Source organism: Kiloniella laminariae DSM 19542 (assembly GCF_000374005.1).
Lineage (GTDB): Bacteria > Pseudomonadota > Alphaproteobacteria > Kiloniellales > Kiloniellaceae > Kiloniella > Kiloniella laminariae.
This window is the reverse complement of record NZ_KB893168.1, coordinates 122,350-145,403: the sequence shown is the minus strand read 5'-3', so window position 1 is coordinate 145,403 and position 23,054 is coordinate 122,350. Positions and strand designations below refer to the sequence as shown.

The following is a 23,054-nucleotide window of genomic DNA, read 5'->3' as shown; positions in this document are numbered from 1 at the left end:
CCTTCAAAGGTAATGCAGGGCAACGGCATTGACTGGGCACCAGCTTCCAGTAGCCATGCCGACGTAACAGTATACGATACCTTGCCAAAAATTCTGGCCTTTAACGCGGAAAAGTTTCCAGACGATGTCGCCCAGCGGGAAAAGGAATTTGGTATCTGGAACCGCTTTACCTGGAAAGAGTTTAACGATCATGTTGGCCGGATGGCTTTGGGAATGGTCAAACTGGGGGTGACCCGGGGAGATACAATTGCCTTGATCGGGGATAACCGGGTTGAGTGGGTCTGGGGAGAAATAGCGGCGCACAGTTGCCGGGCCATGAGCATGGGTATTTACCGGGATGCTCTGGAAGAGGAAATTGCCTATCTCACCGATTATACCAGCCCCAAAATTGTTATTGCCGAAGACGAAGAACAGGTTGATAAATTTCTTAATCTTGAAGATAAAATTCCCTCTATCACGCACATTGTCTATTGTGATCCCAGAGGGATGCGGAAATACGAAGACCCCCGGCTGATTTCACTCGAACAGCTGGAAGCGCTGGGCCAGGAAGTACTGGACAAGGATCCTGCTGCTTACGACAAGATGATCAAGGCGACGGATACTGATGATGTTGCTGTTCTCTGCACCACATCGGGAACGACCTCTAATCCCAAACTCTCCATGTGGCCACATCGGGCTTTTCTGGGACATGCCGCAGCCTATCTGCGGGCTGATCCAAAGACCTCAGAAGATGAATACCTTGCAGTTTTACCCCTGAGCTGGGTGATGGAACAGATGTATTCTGTCGCCTGGAACCTGATCTCACGCATGCGGGTCAATTTTCCTGAGGAACAGTCAACGGTAATGTCTGACCTGCGGGAAATCGGACCGACTTTTGTTCTGCTCGCCCCCAGAATCTGGGAGCTGATTGCTGCAGATGTCCGGGCCCGGATGATGGACTCTTCTGCCTGGAAACAGGCGACCTATGAATGGGGAGCAAAAAAGGGGCTGGCCGCCCTGGAAAAAGGTGAAAAATCCCTTGCGGCAGAATGGCTTCTGATGCGGGCGCTACGTGATCGCCTTGGCTTCAAAAACCTGAAGTCTGCGGCGACAGGCGGGGCTGCCATGGGGCCGGATACCTTCAAGTTTTTCCTCTCCATGGGAATTCCTCTACGTCAACTCTATGGTCAGACCGAAGCGCTTGGTGCGCATACAATCCACAAGTCGGATGATGTGAACCACGATACGGTTGGTTCTCCGATGCCGGGGGTGGAGCTGCGCATTGATAACCCGGATTCAGAAGGGCTGGGCGAAATTGTGGTTCAGCACGGTCATATGATGAAGGGCTACTATAAGAACGAAAAAGCAAGCAAGGAAACGTTTGGCGAGGACGGCTGGTTCCTGACCGGAGATGCCGGGTACTTTGATAAAAACGGGCATCTGGTGGTGATTGACCGGATCAAAGATCTGGCCAAGACCACCAAAGGCGTAAAGTTTTCGCCGCAGTATATTGAAAATAAACTGAAGTTTTCCACCTATGTTGCCGAAGCTGTCATTCTGGGTTCTGACCAACCCTATCTGACTGCCATGATCTGTATTCGTTATCCCATTGTTTCCAAATGGGCAGAAAAACGCCGCCTGCGCTTTACCACCTATACCGATCTGTCGGCCCAGTCTGAGGTTTATGAGCAGTTGCGGGCCGAAGTCGAGATGGTCAACGCGACCTTGCCGCCGGCTCAGCGGATCAAGAAGTTTCTTTTGCTTTACAAGGAACTGGACGCTGATGACGGAGAACTGACCCGGACCCGTAAGGTTCGCCGGGGAGTTATCGCCGACAAGTATGGTGATATTATCCAGGCGCTTTATTCCGATCAGGACAAGGTTGCTGTGGATACCGTGATCCATTTTCAGGATGGCACCAAACAGCGCATCGTTACCTCGCTGAAAGTCGAGACACTCGACACATCTGACAAAGAAAATAAGGGGGCAGGGCAATGAACTGGGATCTGCTGTTTCAGCTTTTGATCAATGGCCTGATCGTCGGGATGCTCTATGGTGTTGTCGCCATGTGTTTCGTCTTGATCTACAAATCGACCCAGGTGGTGAACTTTGCCCAAGGGGAATTCCTGGTGCTTGGGGCCTGGGTTTGCTGGTTTTTCATTATGAAAATGCAGTTACCCTTTGTACTGGCTTTCCTTTTTGCCATGGCCTTCATGACTATTTTCGGCATCATCGTGCAAATGGTGGTGCTGAGGCCCTTGATCGGAGAACCGATTATCTCAGTGATTATGGTGACCATCGGCCTGTCCATTTTTATGCAGGCATTGATGAACTGGATGTTTGGTAATTCTGCAGAACGTTTCCCGGCGGTTTTCGGTGAAAATACCGTCTCAATCGGGGGGCTGCAGGTTGAAACAGCTTACCTAATGTCTCTGGTGTTATCTGTGTTGGTGATGGGGTTGTTCTATTATTTCTTCAAGTTTTCCAGATACGGTCTGGCGATGAGAGCGACTGCCTATAACCAGCAGGTAGCACAGAGTTTGGGAATTTCTGTCAAACAGGTCTTTTCCATGGCTTGGGCAATCTCGGCTCTGGTTTCCTGTATTGCCGGGGTTGTGCTTGGTTTGGTCAATGCCGTGTCAAATTCTCTGGCGATTATCGGGATCAAGGTATTTCCGGCAGTGATTGTCGGGGGGCTTGATTCCATTATCGGAGCAGTTGTTGGGGGTGTGATTATCGGTGTGCTGGAAAATATGGCCGAATTTGTTGATGGCCAGTTCCTGCATATTGGCAACATGTACACAGTTGCGCCTTTTTATGTGTTGATCATTATTCTGATGATCCGGCCTTACGGGCTTTTCGGCACCAAAGACATCGAACGTATCTGATAAAGGGAGCGGTTAAACTATGTCTCATGTTCCTCATCCGCGCCCTTGTGGTGATTTCCGGACCTCTTACAGTGATGATACATCGCTGTTTCGTACCAGATTTGAAGGTTGGAGTATCTATGCAGGGATCGCGGCCCTTCTGGTCGCGCCCCTGTTTCTGAACGATTATTATATCAGCCAGATGCTGATGATCGGGATCTTTGCTATTGCGGCTTTGGGATTAAACGTTCTGGTCGGCTTTACCGGACAGATCTCCCTTGGACATTCTGCATTTTTCGGGTTTGGAGCTTTTGCTTCGGCCTGGATTAATAATACGACAGGTCTGCCGGTTTTTATCTGTATTCCCCTGGCGGGTATTTTGACCACAGCAGTTGGTATGATCTTTGGTATACCGGCCGCTCGTCTGAAAGGGCTGTACCTGGCAATTGCCACGTTGGCATCCCAGTTTATCCTGCAGGATTTCTTTGCCCGGGCAGACTGGTTTTCCGGTGGGTCGTCAGGCTCCCTGGCGGAAACGGTCAATTTTCTCGGCATAGAGCTGGATACGGATCAAAAATATTTCTATCTCGTGCTTTTCTGGGTCATCGTCTCCTTTCTGGCAGTAAGCAACCTGCGTCGCTCACGAGATGGCCGGGCCCTGGTAGCGGTAAGGGATCATTACCTTTCAGCCGAAATCATGGGCATCAATCTGACACGTTATCGTATTCTGTCTTTCGGCGTTTCCAGCTTTTTTGCTGGTCTGGGTGGCGCACTTTATGGCCACTATCTCGGTTATGTGTCGGTTGAAGGTTTTACCATTCTTCTGTCGATCCAGTTCCTCGCCATGATCATCATTGGTGGATTGGGGTCTGTAACAGGATCTTTGCTCGGGACGATCTTCATCATGCTTTTGCCGCAGTTCATGGAAGAAGCCGCCAGTGCTATGGCAGTTGTCTTTCCGGCGATGGAACAGGGCAAGGCCTATATCAAGGAAATGTCTGTCGGGGCTGTGATCATTCTGTTCCTGATCTTTGAACCTGAAGGACTGATTCATCGCTGGCGCATGATCCGCGCAAGCTGGAAACTTTATCCATTCTCTCATTAAGAGAGGCTTCTCACGCTGCGGCGGCCAGGGTGAGAAATATAATAAGCCGCCAATAGGGAGGAAAGTATGAAGCAGCGCATTCTCGCCGCAACATTTGCCCTGGCGGCAGCAGGAAGCCCGGCTTTGGCCGAAGATTCTGTCTTTGTTGGGCATCTGGTCGACTACACCGGGCCAACGTCTTTTGTGAGCAAGTTTTATGGTCCCGGCGTCCGTGATGCCGTTGACTATATCAACTCGACCGGTGGCATCGACGGCACCAAAATCGAAATGGAAACCATCGATTACGCCTACAAGGTTCCAGAAGCTATTGCCAACTATAAAAAGTGGAAATCCAAAGGCATGATCGCCCTTCAGGGCTGGGGAACCGGGGATACTGAAGCCCTGATTTCTTTCGTTGCCAAAGATGAGGTTCCTGTCTGGTCAGCGTCCTATTCTGGTCACCTGACTGATCCGACCGGGAAAAATCCAAAAACGGCCAAACCGGCACCTTATAACTTCTTTTATGGTCCTTCCTACACTGATGCCTGTCGGGCACTGGCGCAGTGGGCGGCAGGTGATGCCAAGGAAAAAGGTATAGACAATCCAAAGTTCGTTCATACGGGGGATAACCATCCCTATCCGAATGCACCGAAAGAAGGCTGTGCTGAATATGCCGCAGAATTGGGTCTCGAAGTTCTGCCACCAGTTGTGGTGCCGTTGGGACCGGGTGATTTCAAGGCCCAGTGCCTGACCATCAAAGAGTCTGGCGCTAACTATGCGTATATCGGAAACTTGGGTGGCTCTGTTATTTCCCTGCTGAAGTCCTGTAATACCGTTGGGGCAGATGTGACCTATATGGGCAATATCTGGGCTGGAGATTATCTGACGATCGAAGCTGCAGAAGCCAAGGATTATGTCTTCCCGACAGCGACACCTTTCTGGGATGCCTATGCGCCGGGTATGGATCTGGTTTATAAAATCGCTGACATGAGTGGTTTTTCGAAAGATGCCAAACCAACCCATCATTACATCCGTGGTGTCTGTTCCGCTTTCTACATGAAAGAGGCCATGGAGTGGGCCAAGGCTAATGGTGGTCTGACGGGTGCGAACATCAAGCAGGGAATGTATGCCAAGAAAGACTGGGTCCCCGCAGGACTTGATGGTGTGTGTCTACCTTCCAACTGGTCCGCAGAAGATCACCGTGGCAGCACTGTTGTGTCTATCAACAAGGGCTCCTTTGAAGATGGTGGTGTCAACATCGAGCGTATTGCCGAGATGACTTTGCCACGTCGTGATGACTGGGTTGGGTATTAATCGTACCTGATTAGTTGACGAGAAACAGGCCCGTCATCGGGCGGGCCTGTTATTTCAATTCCGATATTCCCCGATACTCCCTGATATTTTGTGCCAGAGGTTCTGACCAATGAGTAGCGTTACACAGCTGAAAAACCAGACCCCCAAAAATCAGAATATGGAAGATACAATCCTATCTGTGAATAATATCGAAGTGGTTTTCAACGATGTTATTCTGGTCCTGCGTGGCTTGAACCTGAATGCCAAACGCGGACAGATTACAGCTCTGCTCGGCGCCAACGGCGCAGGGAAATCGACAACTCTCAAAGCTATTGCCGGGTTGCTTGGTTCTGAAGACGGCGAGATTACCCGGGGGGATGTGGTTTATAACGGCGTCGATATCACACGCTTGCCGCCAGAGAAAATCGTTCGTAACGGAACCTTTCTGGTGATGGAAGGACGTGGCATCGTCCAGGACATGACGGTGATCGAAAACCTGCGCCTCGGGGCTTTTACTCAGCCACAGGCGAATGTTGCCGGGGATATTGAAAAGGTCTTCAGTTATTTTCCACGTCTGAAAGAACGAACAGGGCTTGCCGGGTATCTCTCCGGAGGCGAACAACAGATGCTGGCAATTGGCCGGGCGCTGATGGCGCGCCCGAAACTGATCATGATGGATGAGCCTTCCATGGGACTGTCACCCCTGTTGGTTAAAGAGGTGTTTGGTATTATCAAGCGCCTGAACAAAGAGCTGGGAATTTCCGTTCTGCTGGTTGAACAGAACGCCAACATGGCACTGCAGGCAGCCGATTACGGCTACATTATGGAGAACGGCAAGATCGTTCTTGATGGCACAGCTGAAGAGCTGATGAACAATGAAGACGTCAAGGAATTCTATCTTGGTGGTGGAGGAAGTGAACGTAAGTCATTTAAAAACATCAAATCTTTCAAACGCCGCAAACGCTGGCTGTAACGCTGCCAGAAAGGCTCGACGGAGTATTTACGGGATTTATTCATGATCCCGGACTTTTGAAGGAACAGGTATTTCAGCGATGAGCGATTTTTTTGATGATAAGGAAACCCGTTCGCAAGAAGAGCGTGAAAATGATCTTCTGGGCAGGTTGCGGGATCTGATATCCTCAGCACAAAAAGCTGCGCCCTTTTATAAAGACACACTTGCCGGGATAGAGGCTGGGAAAATCAAAAGCCTCAAAGATCTCTCCAGGCTTCCGATTGTGCGTAAGTCGACCCTGATCGAATTGCAAGATGCGCAAGCGCCTTTTGGCGGGCTGGGCATGGTTCCGGCAGGAGAAATGGCGCGGTTGTTTCTTTCACCCGGCCCGATTGTCGAACCCCAGGGCAAGGACGAAGATATCTGGCGTATTGGCCGGGCGTTGTTTGCAACCGGCTTTCGCAAGGGCGGTGTTGCTCATAACTGCTTTGCCTATCACTTTACCCCTGCAGGGATTATGTTCGACTATGCAGCAAGAACACTTGGTTGCGCGGTCTTTCCCGGCGGTGTTGGCCAGACTGAAGGGCAGGTTGAGGCAATCAATCGTTTCCAGGCTGACGGTTATATGGGGACACCTGACTTTCTGAAGATCATTCTGGAAAAAGCAGATACGTTGGGAACACCGATTACCTCGATCAAAAAAGCCCTTGTTACAGGTGGTCCATTGTTCCCGGACTTGCGCAGCTATTATGAGCAACGCGGCATTTCCGTATTACAGTGTTACGCAACGGCAGACGTCGGCCTGATTGCTTACGAAAGTCCGGCAAAAGAAGGTATGATTCTTGACGAGGATGTGATCGTTGAGATTGTTCGCCCCGGCACAGGGGATCTGGTCGAGGAGGGAGAGGTCGGCGAAGTCGTTGTTACCTGCTTTAACCCGAACTATCCCTTGATCCGTTTTGCTACAGGGGACCTGTCAGCAATTCTGTCGGGTCAAAGCCCTTGTGGTCGGACCAACCGCCGGATCAAAGGCTGGATGGGCCGTGCAGACCAGACAACCAAAATCCGGGGCATGTTCGTGCATCCCGAACAGGTTGCCCGGGTTGTCGCCAGCCATGAGCAACTCGTCAAAGCCCGGCTTGAAGTCACCGCGCAAGGCGGCAAGGACAACCTGACCTTCCATTGTGAAGTCGCAAGTGGTGCGGATACTGCTGAACTGCAATCGGCAATAGAGGAAAGCATCAGGGTTCACTGTCGTTTACGGGGAGAAGTGGTGTTTGCCGCTGTCGGTTCTCTGCCAAATGACGGCAAGGTAATCGACGATACCCGACCATCGGCTGTTGGCTAACAGGCATTGTGCGAATAAAAAGGGCTGGATCAGTGGACCACCTTGATCCAGTCCTTTTTTATCGGTTAATTCTTTCTTTGAATGTCATCCAAAGGCTTCTTTAGTTCATGAATCTGCTCATGTAGCAACATATAATTCGGGAGTCTGGCCTGGAAAAAATGAATGAAGTAGGAGCTACCTCGATCGAAAATTGGCACAGAAAGAGCATGGACATTCATGTGAAGCAAAGAACAACTTATGGCGGCTGGACTGTGCCAACTAACTGATAGATAAGAGTTTGAAATATGAATTATTTGCGTCTGTGGGCTTTATCTGGATTGTGGATGTTAACTGCTTGTTCAAATTCAGATCTAACACATGAAAAATGTATCGAGCACGACATGCTAAAAGAGTTAAAGCAAACATTTAGCTCTAAAGAATATTTGTTAGAATTTCCTATTACAGTAAAGCAGGAGAAAGAAGTATATCAGGATCCGATTTGGTCAATTAAAATAATTGAGATTAAATTGGATGGAGAAATTGTCCAAATTCTACCGTCGGCAGTAAGTTTTGACTATGTAAATTTAAATACTCAAAAAGTTAAAAATAAGAAACTTGTTTACCAAGTGTCATTCCCACATATGGTTTTTGGCAAAATTTCGAACGGAAATGAGTATGAAGCATATAAATACCCTGCCCCCTTTGAAGTAAAGTTAATCGAAGTCAAATATTCATTTATGTATGTTGATGGTTCCTATAGTAAGGATTGTTATTCATTGATCGCAAAACGTGTTGATGATTAAAAATGTGGCGAAGGCGTTGTAGGCCTGCCATTTTCGGTTTCATTGCTGGCGTGATGTCGCCGATGTCCATGTTGGGGTGTTCGCTGTTGTAAGTCTAGAGCCATTATGTTGGCCAGATCCTCTGCCTCCTCAATTGTTTCAAAGATATATTGGTCAAGCCATTCGCCCCGAACCGTGCGGCTGTATCACGGATAACCTGTGATACAGCCCTTTTCTTTAGTTAAATCAGCTCAACGGCCAGTGCTGTGGCTTCGCCGCCACCGATGCAGAGGCTGGCAATACCTTTTGTGCCGCCGGTCTGTTTCAGGGCGTGGATCAAGGTCACGATCAGGCGGGTGCCGGACGCGCCGATTGGATGGCCGAGAGCACAGGCGCCGCCGTGGACATTGACCTTTTCGTGGGGCAGATTGAGCTCTTTCATTGCCGCCATGGTGACAATGGCAAAGGCTTCGTTGATTTCATAGAGATCAACTTCTTCGGCTGTCCAGCCTGCTTTGTCCAAGGCGTTGGAGATGGCACCGACAGGGGCCGTGGTGAACCAGCAGGGCTCTTGGGAATGGGTGGCATGAGCCTTGATCGTCGCCAGCGGTTTCAGGCCGCGTTTTGTTGCTTCGGACTGGCGCATCATAACCACGGCTGCCGCTCCGTCGGAAATCGAGGAAGAAGAAGCCGCGGTAACGGTGCCATCAGGGCGGAATGCAGGGCGTAGTTTGGGGATCTTGCTGATATCGACCGCATAGGGCTGTTCGTCCTGTTCAACAAAGTCTTCGCCTTTGCGGTGCTTGACGGTCAGGGGTTCGATTTCATCCTTGAACAGGCCTGCCTCGGAAGCTTTCTTGGCCCTGTTCAGGCTTTCGATGGCAAAGGCATCCTGCTCTTCGCGGGTGGCGGCATATTTGTCTGCGGTGTTTTCCGCAAAGGTGCCCATTAGGCCCCCCTTGTCGAAATAGGCATCTTCCAGACCGTCCATGAACATGTGGTCCACGACAGTGCCGTGGCCCATGCGCATTCCACCTCTGGCTTTGGGGAGAATGTAGGGGGCATTGGTCATGCTTTCCATGCCACCAGCAACGATGATCTCAACCGATCCAGCCAAGAGGGCATCATGGGCGAGCATTACAGTTTTCATGCCGGAGCCACAGACCTTGTTCACAGTGGTACAGCCTGCTGACAGGGGCAGACCGCCTTTGATGGCTGCCTGACGGGCAGGGGCCTGACCAAGACCAGCGGGCAAGACACAGCCCATCATTACTTCCTGAATATCGTCGGCGGCAAGGCCTGAGCGGGTCACAGCAGCTTTGATTGCGACAGCACCAAGATCAGTGGTTGAGAGAGGAGAAAGCGCCCCCTGAAAAGAGCCCATAGGGGTACGGGCAGCAGAGACGATGACAACGGGATCAGACATGATGTGTTCCACTTTGTTTCTAGTCGTTTTGGACAAGTTCTTTCAGGACAGGCAGCAGGTCAGGCAAGCCTTACCGAGCCGTCCAGACGAATGGTTGTGCCATTGAGGAAGGCATTTTCACAGATATGTGCGGCAAGCGCTGCGAACTCTTCAGGCCGTCCCAGACGTTTCGGGAACAGGCTCTTTTCAATCAGGGTTTCTTTGACCTTGTCGGACATCCCGGCAACCATTGGCGTTTCCATCACGCCGGGGGCAATCGCGACAACGCGGATGGCGCTTCGGGCCAGCTCACGAGAGAGTGGCAGGGTGAGGGAGGCCACGCCACCTTTGGAGGCTGCATAGGCTGCCTGACCGATCTGGCCTTCCCAGGCGGCGATTGAGGCCGTGTTGATGATCACACCGCGTTCGCCGTCAATCTCCTCATAGGTGACCATGCGTTCCGCCGCCAGACGCATAACGTTAAAGGCGCCGATCAGGTTGATTTCAATGGTCTTGCGGAACAGGTCAAGGTCGTGGGCGCCCTCGCGGCCAACCAGCTTCGCACCGGGGGCAATGCCAGCGCAGTTCACGACAATGCGGATAGGGCCCAGCATCTTTTCAATCATGGACACGGCAGAACGGATCGCATCCGGATCTGTGACATCAGCCGTAACCGCCAGTCCATCGATATCCGTGGCAACGCGGTTGACACCTTCATCATTCAGGTCGATCAGGCCACATTTTACCCCTTTGTCTGCGAGATGCCGGGCAACGGCCTCTCCCAATCCAGAACCGCCACCAGTGACCAATGCGGTAAGTCCAGATAGTTTCATGACTTTGATTCCTTTATATTACTGCAAGCTTTTCAGGCTGATTTTTTAATCTGTTCTTCCATGACACGGGCCAGTTTTGACCCCGGCGCTTTCCCGAGAACACCCGAGATGTACCAGGCGGTTTCAACCAGTTTGGTCAGATCAACACCCGTTTCGATGCCCATGCCGTTGAACATGTAGATCACATCTTCGGTAGCGACGTTTCCAGAAGCGCCTTTGGCATAGGGGCAACCGCCCAGACCGGATACCGAGGTATCAAAGACCCGGACCCCAAGTTCCCAGGAGGCAAAGATATTGGCCAGAGCCTGACCATAGGTATCGTGATAATGGCCCGCCAGTTGTTCAATTGGTACTGATCTGGCCACGGTCTCGACCATGCGTTTGGTCGCAAGCGGGGTGCCGACCCCGATGGTATCACCCAGGCTGATTTCGCTACAGCCCATGGCATGCAGTTCCCGGGAAACCTCGGCAACCTTTTCGGCGGCAATCTCGCCTTCATAAGGGCAACCGAGAACACAGGAAACATAGCCGCGGACCCGAATGTTTTCTTTCAGGGCGGTGGAAACGACCGGGGCGAAGCGCTCCAGGCTTTCCTTGATAGAGCAGTTGATGTTTTTCTGGGAAAAACTTTCAGAGGCCGCGCCAAAGACGGCTATTTCGTCAACGCCTGCCGCAATCGCTCGCTCCAGACCTTTCAGGTTCGGGGTCAGCACAGGATAGCGCACACCCGGACGCTTTTTGATGCCGGTTATGACCTCGGTGGCGTCTGCCATCTGCGGCACCCATTTGGGCGAGACAAAGGCACTGGCTTCGACAGCAGAAAGACCGGTATCGGAAAGGCGTTCGATCAACGCGATCTTTGCGTCTGTCGGTACCAGATAAGGCTCGTTTTGCAAGCCGTCTCTGGGGCCAACCTCGACGATTTTTACCCGCTCCGGGTTTATCTGGTTTGTTACCGTCATCGGTTATTCCTCGGCCTCAAATTCCACCAGACTGTCGCCATCATCAACCTGATCGCCTTCCTGGGCGAGGAAGGCGGTGATTTTGCCTTTTGCCGGTGCGAGAATGGTGTGTTCCATCTTCATGGCTTCAAGCACCAGCAACGGGGCGCCGCGTTCAACGATATCACCAGCAGATGCAAAGAGTTTGACGATCTTGCCGGGCATGGGGGCGCGCAAACCGCCAGTGTCATCATCGATATTTTCTGCCGCGACCAGCGGATCAAAAAGATCGAGCTGATAATGGGCACCCTCAAGGAAGATATGGCGTTCCAGCGCATTACTGACAACTGCTGCGACAATACGATGCCCATCGATGTTGGCCGTGACGATATCCCCCTTGACGCTGCCGGTGACTTCATACCCGGCTGCACCGATCTGCAGGGCATAACCTTCAGCGTGATAGATTGCGGTAACAAGGTGTTCTTTTTCACCGGTCATAAAACGCAGTAGACGGGTGGCCCGACCGCCCAGACGCCAGCCATCCTGGGCAATCCAGGGGGAAAAGGGGTCTGTCGCGGGTCCCTGCGGTTGATGACCGAGTAACTCGGTAAGGGCCGCCAGCACCAACACGGTATCGGGAAGCGCTTCTGGCGCGGGAAAGAGCACTGCTTTCTCCCGTTCAATCAATCCGGTATCCAGCTTTGCATTTTTAAAAGGCTCGAGCGATGCCAACCGCGAGAGGAAAGTGACGTTGGTGGTCAGGCCAACAATACGGGTTTCTCCCAAAGCGCCGATCAGACGATCCAGGGCACGCTCCCGGGTTTCGTCCCAGCTGATCAGCTTGGCGATCATCGGATCATAGTGTGGGGAAACGGTCCCTTTTTCCTCGACCCCTGCATCGATCCGGATGTTTTCCGAAGGTTCAGGAAAGGAAAGCCGGGTGAGGTGACCTGTTGCCGGGAGGAAGTCGTTGTCTGGGTCTTCGGCATAGATGCGGGCTTCAAAGGCATGACCCGTCAGGCTGATTTCATCCTGTCTGGCAGGCAGGGGTTCACCAGCGGCAACACGCAGCTGCCATTCCACCAGATCAAGTCCGGTGATCATCTCGGTGACTGGATGTTCGACCTGAAGCCGGGTATTCATTTCCATGAAATAAAAATCACCGCTGGGATCAAGCAGGAATTCAACCGTCCCTGCGCCGCGATATCCCACAGCTTCGGCGGCAGCGATTGCTGCTTTGTGCATGGCATCGCGGGTCTGGTCACTCAGCCCGGGAGCAGGAGCTTCCTCGATCACTTTCTGGTGGCGTCTTTGGGCTGAACAATCACGTTCAAATAGATGCACGGTATTGCCGTGATTATCAGCAAAGACCTGAATTTCCACATGGCGTGGATTGACGATGAATTTCTCGATCAGGACCCGTTCATCGCCAAAGGCAGCTTTGGCTTCGCGTTGACAGGAGGCGAGAGCCGCAGCGAAATCCTTTTCACTGTGGACAATGCGCATGCCTTTTCCGCCACCACCAGAAGATGCTTTGATCATAACAGGGTAGCCGATTGTTTTCGCCTGTTTTGTGAGGAGTTCAGGCGTTTGATCCTCGCCTTCATAGCCAGGAGAAAGCGGAACGGCGGCGTCGCGCATCAGGCGTTTTGAAGCAGACTTGTCGCCCATCGCAATGATTGAACTGGCTGGCGGGCCAATAAAAACCACCCCTGATTTGGCACAGTTTTCGGCAAAAGCTGCATTCTCTGAAAGGAAGCCATAACCCGGGTGAACAGCTTCTGCGCCCGTCAGTTTTGCGGCCTCAAGAATACGCTCTGCAAGCAGGTAACTTTCAGCCGGGGCAGGCGGGCCGATATGTATTGCCTCGTCAGCTTCTTTGGCGAAGGGCGCGTCCCTGTCCGCATCGGAATAGACAGCAACAGTTTTGACCCCCATCAGGCGGGCCGTTCGAATAATCCGCCGGGCAATCTCCCCGCGATTGGCAATCAGGATTTTTTTAAACATCTGTTTATCCTATCTCAGGCAACCCAGGAGGCTTTGCGTTTTTCAAAAAAGGCGGTTAGTCCTTCGCGTGCTTCAGGCTTGAGGCGCTGACGGGCGATCAGTTCAGCGGTCTCGTCCATCAAGGCAGCATCTAGCTGACGATTTGAAACAGAGCGGATCAGGTCTTTGGCAACGTCAACAGCATCTGGTGCCGCCAGACCAAGCGCGGAGATCAGGTCGCCTATTACTGAATCAAGCTGGTCATCAGCGCAGCTTTCGTGAACAAAGCCGATTTCCCGTGCCCGCTCAGCACGGATGATCTCGGCTGTAAGGAAATAACGCCGTGCCTGCCGTTCCCCCATTGCCGCGACCACATAGGGTGCGATGGTCGCAGGGACCAGACCGAGTTTGACTTCGGAAAGACAGAACTTGGCATGTTCTCCGGCAATGGCGATATCAGCTGCTGCCGTCAATCCAACACCACCACCAAAAGCCGCGCCCTGTACCCGGGCGATCACAGGCTTTGTGCAATGGGCAATGGCCTGAAGCATCTTTGCCAGTTTCAAGGCGTCCTGACGGTTCTCTTCTTCGCTAAAACCTGCGGCGCGTTTCATCCAGCCCAGATCGGCCCCGGCGGAGAAGCTTTTGCCGCGCCCGGCGAGGACGATGGCCCGAACCGAGAGGTCTTTGCCGAGAGTGGTAAAGGCGTCAGTCAGTTCGGCGATCATCACTTCGTCAAGCGCATTGTGGATTTCCGGACGGTTCATCCAGACCCAGGCAGCGCCATGTTTTTTTTCAATCTCGAGAGTTTGATAGCTCATGTCATTACATCCTGAAGACGCCAAATTTGGTGTCACTGATCGGGGCGTTGAGTGAAGCGGACAGACCCAGAGCCAGAACCCGGCGAGTCCGGGCGGGATCAAACACGCCGTCATCCCAGAGCCGGGCAGACGCGTAGTAAGGGGAGCCCTGTTCTTCAAACATGTCCAGCATCGGTTGTTTGAATTTGGCTTCTTCATCCGCTGACCAGCTATCCCCCTTGGCTTCGATGTTGTCCCGACGCAGGGTTGCCATCACAGAAGCGGCCTGTTCGCCGCCCATCACGGAAATGCGGGAGTTTGGCCACATCCAGAGGAAACGCGGTTGATAGGCCCGGCCACACATGCCGTAGTTCCCTGCGCCAAAACTGCCGCCAATCAGAACGGTGAATTTGGGCACAGCCGCGGTTGCCACTGCTGTCACCATCTTGGCGCCGTCCTTGGCAATGCCGCCTGACTCGTATTTGCGGCCAATCATAAAGCCGGAAATGTTCTGCAAGAACACCAGGGGAATACCGCGCTGAGCGCAAAGCTCGATAAAGTGGGCAGCTTTCTGGGCACTTTCGGAAAAGAGAATGCCGTTGTTGGCGACAATGCCGACAGGGTAACCCCAGATGCGGGCAAAACCACAGACGATGGTGGTGCCGTATCGGGCCTTGAATTCATCAAAGCGGGAGCCATCGACGATACGAGCGATGACTTCGCGGACGTCGTAGGGGGTTTTCAGATCACTTGGCACCACGCCATAGATTTCTTTTGGATCATAAAGCGGGTCTTCGGGTTTGCTCAGATTGAGCTGGTTTGGTTTTTGCCAATTGAGATTTGCAACAACATGTCGTGCGATGGTCAGGGCATGGGCATCGTTTTCTGCCAGATGATCCGCGACACCGGAAAGACGGGTGTGGACATCGGCGCCCCCGAGATCTTCAGCAGAGACAACTTCACCCGTTGCGGCTTTTACCAATGGTGGTCCACCGAGAAAGATCGTGCCCTGTTCCTTGACGATAATCGTTTCGTCAGACATGGCGGGAACATAAGCACCACCAGCAGTACAGGAACCCATAACTACAGCAATCTGGGGAATGCCTTTCGAGGACATCTGGGCCTGATTGTAAAAAATCCGGCCGAAGTGGTCCCGGTCTGGGAAAACCTCATCCTGGTTCGGCAGGTTGGCGCCACCGGAATCCACCAGATAAACACAGGGCAGACGGTTCTCCAGGGCAATCTCCTGTGCCCGCAGATGTTTTTTCACGGTCAGGGGATAGTAGGTTCCACCCTTTACCGTGGCGTCGTTAGCCAGAATCATGCACTCGACACCGGAAATCAGACCAATGCCTGCGATCACGCCTGCAGCAGCAATATTGGCATCATACATACCGTGTGCGGCAATCGGGGCGATTTCCAGAAAGGGAGAACCTGGATCAAGCAGGGCTTCAACCCTTTCTCTCGGGAGCATCTTGCCGCGAGCCAGGTGCTTTTCCCGGGCGTGATCCGGGCCACCTTTGGCTGTCTCTGCCAAAACGCTGTTCAGCTGATCGACCAGGCCTTGCATATGGGCTGCATTGGTCTTGAAACCCTCAGATCTCGGAGAGATCTTGGAACGGATAACCGACATCAGGCTGTCTCCCCAAAGAGTTCGCGGCCAATCAGATAACGCCGGATTTCACTGGTACCCGCACCGATTTCATAAAGCTTGGCATCACGCCACAAACGCCCGGTCGGATAGTCATTGATGTAACCGTTGCCGCCGAGAACCTGAATTGATTCCCCGGCCATCCAGGTGGCTTTTTCTGCCGAGAAAAGGATTGCTCCGGCAGCATCCTTGCGCGTGGTCTCGCCGCGATCACAGGACTGACCAACAGCATAGACATAAGCACGGGTCGCGTTCCAGGTGGCATAGATATCAGCCAGCTTACCCTGCATCAGCTGGAACTCACCAATGGCCTGTCCGAACTGTTTGCGCTGGTGCACATAGGGAATAATGACATCGAGGCAAGAGGACATGATGCCAAGTGGTCCGCCGGAGAGTACAGCGCGTTCATAATCCAGACCAGACATCAGGACGCGGACACCACCATTGAGCTGGCCGAGAATGTTTTCTTCCGGTACTTCGCAGTTATCAAAGACCAGTTCGCCAGTGTTGGAGCCGCGCATGCCAAGCTTGTCGAGCTTCTGGGCGACGGAAAAACCGGGGAAATTCTTTTCGACGATAAAGGCTGTGATGCCTTTGGCGCCTGCATCGGGATCGGTTTTGGCGTAGATGACCAGTGTATCGGCATCGGGGCCGTTGGTGATCCACATCTTGGTGCCATTCAGGACGTAGCGGTCACCTTTTTTCTCAGCTCGCAGTTTCATTGAGACAACATCAGAACCTGCACCGGGTTCGGACATGGCGAGGGCACCGACATGTTCACCGGTAATTAGTTTGGGCAGATATTTTTGTTTTTGTGCATCGGTCCCGTTGCGTTTGATCTGATTGACGCAAAGGTTGGAATGTGCGCCGTAGGAAAGACCAACAGAGGCTGAGGCCCGGCTGAGTTCTTCCATGGTGACGATGTGGGCCAGATATCCCATACCACTGCCGCCAAATTCTTCTGCAGCAGTAATGCCAAGAAGGCCCATATCGCCCATCTTGCGCCAGAGATCCATGGGGAATTCGTTGCTGCTGTCAATTTCAGCGGCACGGGGGGCAATCTCGGCTTCGGCAAAGGCCTTGACGCTGTCGCGCAACATATCGATTTCTTCACCAAGGTGAAAGTTCAGGCTGGGAAAATTATGACCGGTGCTCATGTTCTGCTTCTCCGCTTACGGACGTTTTGTCAATTGTGACAGAGCTTGAAGGAAAATGTATGGAAATTCGGGCTCTGTTATTTCTTTATGGTTGTATCGCTTTTGGGGCGAGAGGCTTAGCCGGGCTTGTTCTTCTGCAATCGCCCGATTGTCGCGGCGACATCGGGGGTGTTTTCCATGCGCATAAATGTTCCCTGACCAGCGGCAATGTGAACTTCGCTGCCGTCGCTCTGTTGGGCGAAAACATCCATACGGGCAATGGTCACACGACGACCTGGACGTAGTACTGTGCCTGTTGCGCGCAGTTTGACGCCAGCGCCAGGGGCCATCATGTTGATCTTATATTCAACGGTCAGCATGGAATCGTCGGCATTGATCAGGGTATAACTGGCAAAACCACCGGCATAGTCAGCCATGGCTCCGATCACACCCCCTTGAAAAAAACCGTGATGCTGGGCCAGCTCTTGCCGAAAGGGGAGGATCATTTCGACATGACCGGGTTCAATAACCGTAAATTCAGCCCCGAGAGTTTTCCCAAAACCAGAGTAATGATAGCTGTCCATAACCAGCTGCTTGTAATCGGGATTTGGTGGTACGAACCTGTTTGTCATTTTCCCCTCCGTGCTGTCAGTCTATGTGTTTTTTGTTGCGATTTTCCGCGTTTCTATTGGTTAAATTTGTTTCCCGTGATCAGGAACCAGTTTCATTTTTGCAGCTTTTCAAGTTCATTTATGCGGAGCAGCGCCAGACTTTCGACTTCAGCTAACTCTTTCAGCGTTTCCTCAATATCCCGGCGTTTTTGCTCAAGTTCAGCTTTGCGTTCATTGATGCGTTGCATCAGGATCTGCAACTGGCGGTTTTCTCCCGGTGCATGGTCATACATCTCGATGATTTCTCTGATTTCTGCCAGAGAAAAGCCCAGACGTTTGCCGCGCAGGATCAGCTTTACCCGGGTCCGGTCGCGCGGGGTATAAAGCCGCTTGCGTCCGTGCCGCCGGGGATTGATCAGTTTCTCATCTTCATAGAACCGCAAGGTCCGGGTTGTGATCCCGAATTCGGCTGTCAGTTCCGTAATGGTGAAATAGCGCCTGTCTGTCATATTTAAAGTTTTTACGCATCTTACGTAAAGGTCAAGAATATTTTATAATACTAATAATATCAATATTATATGTCGCATTTAATGAATGTGTTTCTTTGTTTTGTGACAGTTTTTTACAAGGAATCGATCTTAATCGATCTCCTCAAGTGTGTGCTTGGAATGGTGAGCTTGCGCTGATAGTATCTAGCCGATCAAGGAAGGACCCCGTTTTGACTGATATCATTCTTGATTGCTGGCAATCCTGTGCAGAGAGCGATGGGATCATACCAATTATCCCGGATGGTTGCCGGGATCTGGTTCTTAAATACTCTGTAAATGAAAAACCGGAGTGGTTTTTTTCTCCTCTTCAAGATCACACGCGAGAAGTGGCTGTGACCTCCGGTGTTCTCATGAAGGGGTATCGGCTTCATCCTGCTGTGAAAATTCAGGAAAGTGAGATACTGGCAAATATCGACGGAAAACATCTTGAAGAGGGTGATATCCGTTGTTTGTTGAATGATTTCTCTGTTCTGGAGAGGGCAACTGAAGAAGCCCTTATCTGTCTGTCTTCCGATATTGATACAGTAGAGCAGGCTTCGAGACGCTTGGGAATGAGCCAGCGAAGCCTGCAAAGGTTATTACGCGAACAAACGGGGAAACCTCCTTCTTTCTGGCTACAGTTGGCACGGGTAAGAAGAACTGCCCGAAATATCCAACTTGTGCCTTCCCTTGCTGAATTAGCGGATGTATCCGGTTATTCGGATCAAGCGCATATGACCAGGGAATTTCAACGTTGGTTTCGGGTGAGCCCCGCAAGGATGCGTCTTGGCGGGGCAGAGTTTGAGCAGTTACTTGTTCCGGCTTTCGGCTAGGCTCAAAAGTCGGGGCGCCGTTCAGGGGGCTGTTTAAGTGACCGGACTGCAAATCTCGATCAGGAAACCATTGGGATCACCCACATAGGCGGTTGTCTGACCCCAGGGCATTTCTTCTTCCTTCTGTATCAAGGTTGCCCCAGCCTTAAGCGCGGCCTTTAGTGCAGCGGAAACATTATCAGTTTCAAACGCAATCTCAAATTGAGGGCGCGCGGTATCGGGTTTTTCCGGTGATTTCCCCAGCTGTTGCATTAATGCATAGGATGAAAATGACAGAGTGGTCGAGCCTGTATCCAATTCACCATAATCACCGCTTTCATGGAGCATTTTTTGGGAGAAACCAAAAGCCCTTGCGTAAAAATCGAGAGTTTCAGAAACATTGTCGACATAGAGAATGGTATATTTTAACTGCATTGATGGCCTCTGGAATAGGTGTGTTTTTGTGATGGAATTGACTCTGCCCGGGCGATGGCGATCTGTATTGAAAATATGCGACAAAAGATAGTTTTCAGATGAAATAGAATAGTAGCTTCGCAAAAATGACATGAAACTGAAATTCGCATGACACCAAGAAGCTTCATAGCAAAAGGATAATTATTGAAATATTGTCCGGAGCTTTATTAATGAAACACCTTGCCAAATCAGCCAGCCTAGCGGTTATCGCCCTGGGCTTGGCCGGACCCGCCATGGCGGTTGAGGGCTTTAGCCGTCTGTCTTCCCTGCCTGTTTATAAAAACCTGCCCAAGGGCAAGGAAATGGCGACGGTCACCGGGGCAGAGATCGTGACCTCAGCAATGAACGGTACGATGCTGGTCTACACGGACTCGTCTCTTGAGGTTATTGGCAAGGTCGATATTTTCGATCCATCCAATCCCCAAGCGGCTGGCGTGGTGATGGTTGGTGGTGAACCAACCTCGGTTACTGTCAAAGGCGGTCTGGCTTATGTCGGGGTTAATACTTCCAAAAACTATATGGAACCCTCAGGATATCTCGCTGTTGTTGATCTCGCTAAAGACAAGGTTATTGCCAAGTGTGATGTGGCCGGACAACCTGATTCCGTTGCGCTGAGCCCTGATGGAAAGTATCTGGCTGTTGCGGTTGAGAATGAGCGCGATGAAGAACTGAACGATGGGCAATTGCCTCAGGGACCTGCAGGACACTTGGCTACATTTGTGCTGGGTAGTGAAGGACAGCTCTCCAACTGCAAAACAGTAACCAAAACCGATATGACCGGATTGGCAGAAATTGCTCCTTCTGACCCTGAGCCAGAATTTGTTTCAATCAACAGCTTGAACCAGGCCGTGGTCACACTTCAGGAAAACAATCATATCGTTCTGGTCGATCTGGAAAATAACAAGATTATTCGCCATTTTTCTGCTGGAACCTCAACTGTTTCCGGGGTCGATGCGACCAAGGATAAATCTATTTCCCTTACGGATGATCTGAAGGATCTGCGTCGGGAGCCGGATGCGGTTTCCTGGATTGATGATACCCGTTTCGTTACCGCCAACGAGGGAGATTACGAAGGGGGATCACGTGGGTTTACCGTGTTCTCAACCGCAGGTGATGTGCTTTATGATAGCGGATCCCTGACAGAAGAGCTCGCCGTTTCCATGGGGCACTACCCCGAGAAAAGATCCCATAAAAAAGGAACTGAACCAGAGGGGGTAACAGTTGGTACCTTTGGTAAGGACCGTCTGATCTTTGTCGGTCTGGAGCGGGCAAACCTGATTGGTGTGTTCCAGGATGTTGAGACTTCTGGCAAACCCAACAATCGACTGGATCTTGTACAGGGTTTACCAAGTGGCGGCGTTGGGCCGGAAGGCATTGTTGCTATTCCTGCGCGAGGCCTGCTGGTGATCGCTAATGAGAAAGACAGTGCTGAAGTCGGTTACAGATCAACCCTGACAATTTACAAACAGGGACAAAAGGGGGCTGCTGTGCCGCAGATTGTTTCTGTCGAGGGGGCAAATGGAAAGCCGATTGGCTGGGGTGCACTATCGGGACTGACAGCCAATCCAACGGACCCGAGCATTCTTTACGCAGTAAACGACAGCTTCTATTCCACTGCTGATATCTATACTCTTGATGTTTCTGCCAGCCCGGCCCGTATTGTTGCAGCTCGCCGTTTGATCAAAGACGGTAAGCCAATGGAAAATCTTGATCTTGAAGGCATTGCTGCAGCACCGGATGGATCATTCTGGGTTGTATCAGAAGCAAAGCCGGAAAAACGTAAAAGCTTGTTGCTACATGTCCTGCCAACGGGGCAAGTGGTAAAGGAGATTGCTTTGCCAACTGCTGTAGAAGCCCAGATGCTCAAACACGGGCTTGAAGGGGTAGCACTTGATGGTGATCAACTTTACATTGCCATTCAAAGGGAATGGAAAGATGATCCAAAGGGTTACAGTAAAATCCTGACTTATGACATCAAGAGAGAAATCTGGGGCGTTCTGTCTTATCGCCTGGACAAACCAGAAAGTCCTGCGGGTGGTTGGGTTGGTCTGAGCGAGATCACAAGTCTTGGCAATGGCGAACTTGCTATCGTTGAACGGGACAACAAAGGAGGTGAAGACGCCACAATCAAACGCCTTTATCGTGTCTCTGTTCGCCATACAGCGCCGGTACCTGTTGGCACAAAAGAAGTCCCGGTTCTGGAAAAAAAATTGATCCGGGATTTACTTGTTGATCTTAAGGGGGCGAACGGCTGGACACCTGACAAGCTCGAAGGCCTGACTGTTGCGGCTGATGGAACTGTTTATGCAGTTACAGACAATGACGGTGTGGATGATTCAAATGGAGAAACGCTCTTCATGAATCTCGGCCCGCTTGATAAGGTTTTGGCTCAGAAGTGATCGTCTTATACGTATCTGTTTAAACTGAATGTTATTAGAAGTGCTATGGCAGAAAACCCCGGTCTGATGACTGGGGTTTTCTGTTTTTAGGATTCAGGCATAAAGACTTTACGTGCGGCAGTGACTTTTTCCACGATAAAATCGACAGTTGCGCGGATACGGGCAAAGCCCTGCAAGTCTGCGTGATAGATCAGCCAGAAGGTGCGCATGATCTTGACCTCTTCCCGGAGGATCGGCACCAGGTTTTCGTGATTATCGGCCATAAAACACGGCAGGATACAGATCCCTGCACCCGTTGCGGTGGCATGCATCTGGGCGATCAGATTGGTGCTGCGCAACTGGGGCCGCAGCTCCTTGCCGACCTGCGGCACATAATCCAGTTCGGGTGAAAAAATCAGATCTTCGATATAGCCAACCAGCCTGTGGCTCTGGAGCTGGTCTTTGCTGGTGATGGGGCCGCGTCGTTTGAGGTATTCTGGTGAAGCGTAAAGCCCGAGGCGGTAATCCGTCAGTTTTCGAGAGCGCAAACGTCCTTCAGTCGGACGGCTCAGGCCAATGGCAATGTCTGCTTCGCGTTTTGAAAGGCTGAACATGCGGGGCATGGCGACCAGATCAATTTCCAGACCCGGATGGGCCCGGCAAAGATCACAAATTCTTGGGGCCAGGAAGTAGCTGCCAAAACCGTCTGGCGCACCAATCCTTACGGCTCCGGTCAAGGTAAGGTCAGCTCCGGCCAATTCGTTCTGAACGCCCATGGCAACGGTTTCCATGGATTCAGCTGCGCCGAGAAGACGTTGACCGATTTCCGTCAGGGCATAACCTTGCGGGCCACGTTCAAACAGAGTGGCGTTCAGGGCGTTTTCAAGCGCCTGTATCCGGCGGCTGACAGTGGTGTGATCCACTTTCAGCCGTTTGGCGGCGATGGTGAGCTTGCCCGTTCTAGCAACAGCGAGAAAAGGGCGAAGATCATTCCAGTCAAAGGTCGGGTTCATAATTGCATTTTCGCACACTGGTTTGTTGGTATTACCTATAGCTGTGCGAAAAAAACAATGCAAGTCTCTGAGCTTAGTTCTTTGTGGATGTATCCAGAACAACGAGTCTTCCGGGCGAAATATGATCTGTCGGGGAGCAAATGTTGCAAGAACACCTGATTTCAATTGTCGGTATAGCAGGGCAGGGTTTTGGAACTCTGCTC

At 51.6% G+C, this 23,054-nt stretch carries 20 protein-coding genes and 1 pseudogene; 9 read left to right on the top strand and 12 right to left on the bottom strand.

Annotated elements, in window-relative coordinates:
- Positions 1-12: 12 nt before the first annotated feature.
- The 7 genes from B152_RS0118510 to B152_RS0118480 all read left to right on the top strand — a co-directional run bounded on the left by B152_RS0118510 (position 13) and on the right by B152_RS0118480 (position 8,305).
- Positions 13-1,977 carry a long-chain fatty acid--CoA ligase gene (locus tag B152_RS0118510; RefSeq protein ID WP_051083087.1) on the top strand — a complete coding sequence of 655 codons (1,965 nt, stop codon included), beginning with the start codon at positions 13-15 and terminating at the stop codon, positions 1,975-1,977.
- Positions 1,974-2,867, top strand: a complete 894-nt coding sequence (locus B152_RS0118505) for a branched-chain amino acid ABC transporter permease (protein ID WP_020593935.1) — start codon at positions 1,974-1,976, stop codon at positions 2,865-2,867. Before B152_RS0118510 ends, B152_RS0118505 begins: the two co-directional genes overlap by 4 nt.
- A 19-nt stretch (positions 2,868-2,886) precedes the next feature.
- Complete coding sequence (locus tag B152_RS0118500; RefSeq protein ID WP_020593934.1) at positions 2,887-3,951, top strand: branched-chain amino acid ABC transporter permease; 1,065 nt, start codon at positions 2,887-2,889, stop codon at positions 3,949-3,951.
- A gap of 66 nt (positions 3,952-4,017) precedes the next feature.
- Entirely contained in the window at positions 4,018-5,244 is a 1,227-nt protein-coding gene (locus tag B152_RS0118495; RefSeq protein WP_020593933.1) for an ABC transporter substrate-binding protein, read from the top strand.
- 109 nt (positions 5,245-5,353) lie between these two features.
- The gene (locus B152_RS0118490; RefSeq protein ID WP_020593932.1) at positions 5,354-6,196 is read left to right on the top strand and encodes an ABC transporter ATP-binding protein; all 843 of its coding nucleotides are present in this window, start codon (positions 5,354-5,356) and stop codon (positions 6,194-6,196) included.
- A 79-nt stretch (positions 6,197-6,275) separates the two neighbouring features.
- Positions 6,276-7,523 carry a phenylacetate--CoA ligase family protein gene (locus B152_RS0118485; protein WP_020593931.1) on the top strand — a complete coding sequence of 416 codons (1,248 nt, stop codon included), beginning with the start codon at positions 6,276-6,278 and terminating at the stop codon, positions 7,521-7,523.
- 284 nt (positions 7,524-7,807) lie between these two features.
- Positions 7,808-8,305 carry a hypothetical protein gene (locus tag B152_RS0118480; RefSeq protein WP_157231167.1) on the top strand — a complete coding sequence of 166 codons (498 nt, stop codon included), beginning with the start codon at positions 7,808-7,810 and terminating at the stop codon, positions 8,303-8,305.
- Between the two features lie 25 nt (positions 8,306-8,330).
- On the opposite strand, the pseudogene B152_RS26070 reads toward B152_RS0118480, so the two are convergent.
- The 10 genes and pseudogenes from B152_RS26070 to B152_RS0118435 all read right to left on the bottom strand — a co-directional run.
- Positions 8,331-8,490 (bottom strand): annotated as a pseudogene (locus B152_RS26070) (integrase core domain-containing protein); the annotation flags it as partial.
- Positions 8,491-8,525: 35 nt separating this feature from the next.
- Positions 8,526-9,710: an acetyl-CoA C-acyltransferase gene (locus B152_RS0118475; RefSeq protein WP_020593929.1), complete on the bottom strand. Its 1,185-nt coding sequence runs from the start codon at positions 9,708-9,710 to the stop codon at positions 8,526-8,528.
- A gap of 59 nt (positions 9,711-9,769) precedes the next feature.
- A complete protein-coding gene (locus tag B152_RS0118470; RefSeq protein WP_020593928.1) occupies positions 9,770-10,522 on the bottom strand; it encodes an SDR family NAD(P)-dependent oxidoreductase in 753 nt (250 codons plus the stop codon).
- Positions 10,523-10,554: 32 nt separating this feature from the next.
- Complete coding sequence (locus tag B152_RS0118465) at positions 10,555-11,484, bottom strand: hydroxymethylglutaryl-CoA lyase (RefSeq protein ID WP_020593927.1); 930 nt, start codon at positions 11,482-11,484, stop codon at positions 10,555-10,557.
- Between the two features lie 3 nt (positions 11,485-11,487).
- Positions 11,488-13,470 carry an acetyl/propionyl/methylcrotonyl-CoA carboxylase subunit alpha gene (locus tag B152_RS0118460; RefSeq protein ID WP_020593926.1) on the bottom strand — a complete coding sequence of 661 codons (1,983 nt, stop codon included), beginning with the start codon at positions 13,468-13,470 and terminating at the stop codon, positions 11,488-11,490.
- 14 nt (positions 13,471-13,484) lie between these two features.
- A complete protein-coding gene (locus B152_RS0118455; RefSeq protein ID WP_020593925.1) occupies positions 13,485-14,270 on the bottom strand; it encodes an enoyl-CoA hydratase/isomerase family protein in 786 nt (261 codons plus the stop codon).
- Positions 14,271-14,274: 4 nt separating this feature from the next.
- On the bottom strand, positions 14,275-15,882 hold the full coding sequence (locus B152_RS0118450) for a carboxyl transferase domain-containing protein (RefSeq protein WP_020593924.1): 1,608 nt from the start codon (positions 15,880-15,882) through the stop codon (positions 14,275-14,277).
- Entirely contained in the window at positions 15,882-17,057 is a 1,176-nt protein-coding gene (locus B152_RS0118445; RefSeq protein ID WP_020593923.1) for an isovaleryl-CoA dehydrogenase, read from the bottom strand. Before B152_RS0118445 ends, B152_RS0118450 begins: the two co-directional genes overlap by 1 nt.
- 116 nt (positions 17,058-17,173) lie before the next feature.
- A complete protein-coding gene (locus B152_RS24325; RefSeq protein ID WP_020593922.1) occupies positions 17,174-17,668 on the bottom strand; it encodes a PaaI family thioesterase in 495 nt (164 codons plus the stop codon).
- A gap of 92 nt (positions 17,669-17,760) precedes the next feature.
- Positions 17,761-18,156 (bottom strand): MerR family transcriptional regulator, encoded by a 396-nt coding sequence (locus B152_RS0118435; RefSeq protein ID WP_020593921.1) that lies wholly within the window; start codon positions 18,154-18,156, stop codon positions 17,761-17,763.
- Between the two features lie 209 nt (positions 18,157-18,365).
- Here B152_RS0118435 and B152_RS25585 point away from each other — a divergent pair, with 209 nt between their 5' ends.
- The gene (locus tag B152_RS25585; RefSeq protein ID WP_020593920.1) at positions 18,366-19,007 is read left to right on the top strand and encodes a helix-turn-helix domain-containing protein; all 642 of its coding nucleotides are present in this window, start codon (positions 18,366-18,368) and stop codon (positions 19,005-19,007) included.
- A gap of 33 nt (positions 19,008-19,040) precedes the next feature.
- Here B152_RS25585 and B152_RS0118425 read toward each other — a convergent pair whose 3' ends face one another.
- Entirely contained in the window at positions 19,041-19,421 is a 381-nt protein-coding gene (locus B152_RS0118425; protein WP_020593919.1) for a VOC family protein, read from the bottom strand.
- Positions 19,422-19,630: 209 nt separating this feature from the next.
- On the opposite strand from B152_RS0118425, the gene B152_RS0118420 reads away from it, so the two are divergent.
- Complete coding sequence (locus tag B152_RS0118420; RefSeq protein ID WP_020593918.1) at positions 19,631-21,859, top strand: esterase-like activity of phytase family protein; 2,229 nt, start codon at positions 19,631-19,633, stop codon at positions 21,857-21,859.
- Between the two features lie 86 nt (positions 21,860-21,945).
- Here the strand turns inward: B152_RS0118420 and B152_RS0118415 are convergent, their stop codons facing one another.
- A complete protein-coding gene (locus tag B152_RS0118415; RefSeq protein WP_020593917.1) occupies positions 21,946-22,851 on the bottom strand; it encodes a LysR family transcriptional regulator in 906 nt (301 codons plus the stop codon).
- Positions 22,852-23,054 lie beyond the last annotated feature (203 nt).

Excerpts from the sequence above, each read along its gene's own strand:
- B152_RS0118510 (WP_051083087.1), top strand. The coding sequence starts at position 13 with ATGCAGGGCAACGGCATTGACTGGGCACCAGCTTCCAGTAGCCATGCC.
- B152_RS0118505 (WP_020593935.1), top strand. The coding sequence starts at position 1,974 with ATGAACTGGGATCTGCTGTTTCAGCTTTTGATCAATGGCCTGATCGTC.
- B152_RS0118500 (WP_020593934.1), top strand. The coding sequence starts at position 2,887 with ATGTCTCATGTTCCTCATCCGCGCCCTTGTGGTGATTTCCGGACCTCT.
- B152_RS0118495 (WP_020593933.1), top strand. The coding sequence starts at position 4,018 with ATGAAGCAGCGCATTCTCGCCGCAACATTTGCCCTGGCGGCAGCAGGA.
- B152_RS0118490 (WP_020593932.1), top strand. The coding sequence starts at position 5,354 with ATGAGTAGCGTTACACAGCTGAAAAACCAGACCCCCAAAAATCAGAAT.
- B152_RS0118485 (WP_020593931.1), top strand. The coding sequence starts at position 6,276 with ATGAGCGATTTTTTTGATGATAAGGAAACCCGTTCGCAAGAAGAGCGT.
- B152_RS0118480 (WP_157231167.1), top strand. The coding sequence starts at position 7,808 with ATGAATTATTTGCGTCTGTGGGCTTTATCTGGATTGTGGATGTTAACT.
- B152_RS0118475 (WP_020593929.1), bottom strand. The coding sequence starts at position 9,710 with ATGTCTGATCCCGTTGTCATCGTCTCTGCTGCCCGTACCCCTATGGGC.
- B152_RS0118470 (WP_020593928.1), bottom strand. The coding sequence starts at position 10,522 with ATGAAACTATCTGGACTTACCGCATTGGTCACTGGTGGCGGTTCTGGA.
- B152_RS0118465 (WP_020593927.1), bottom strand. The coding sequence starts at position 11,484 with ATGACGGTAACAAACCAGATAAACCCGGAGCGGGTAAAAATCGTCGAG.
- B152_RS0118460 (WP_020593926.1), bottom strand. The coding sequence starts at position 13,470 with ATGTTTAAAAAAATCCTGATTGCCAATCGCGGGGAGATTGCCCGGCGG.
- B152_RS0118455 (WP_020593925.1), bottom strand. The coding sequence starts at position 14,270 with ATGAGCTATCAAACTCTCGAGATTGAAAAAAAACATGGCGCTGCCTGG.
- B152_RS0118450 (WP_020593924.1), bottom strand. The coding sequence starts at position 15,882 with ATGTCGGTTATCCGTTCCAAGATCTCTCCGAGATCTGAGGGTTTCAAG.
- B152_RS0118445 (WP_020593923.1), bottom strand. The coding sequence starts at position 17,057 with ATGAGCACCGGTCATAATTTTCCCAGCCTGAACTTTCACCTTGGTGAA.
- B152_RS24325 (WP_020593922.1), bottom strand. The coding sequence starts at position 17,668 with ATGACAAACAGGTTCGTACCACCAAATCCCGATTACAAGCAGCTGGTT.
- B152_RS0118435 (WP_020593921.1), bottom strand. The coding sequence starts at position 18,156 with ATGACAGACAGGCGCTATTTCACCATTACGGAACTGACAGCCGAATTC.
- B152_RS0118425 (WP_020593919.1), bottom strand. The coding sequence starts at position 19,421 with ATGCAGTTAAAATATACCATTCTCTATGTCGACAATGTTTCTGAAACT.
- B152_RS0118420 (WP_020593918.1), top strand. The coding sequence starts at position 19,631 with ATGAAACACCTTGCCAAATCAGCCAGCCTAGCGGTTATCGCCCTGGGC.
- B152_RS0118415 (WP_020593917.1), bottom strand. The coding sequence starts at position 22,851 with ATGAACCCGACCTTTGACTGGAATGATCTTCGCCCTTTTCTCGCTGTT.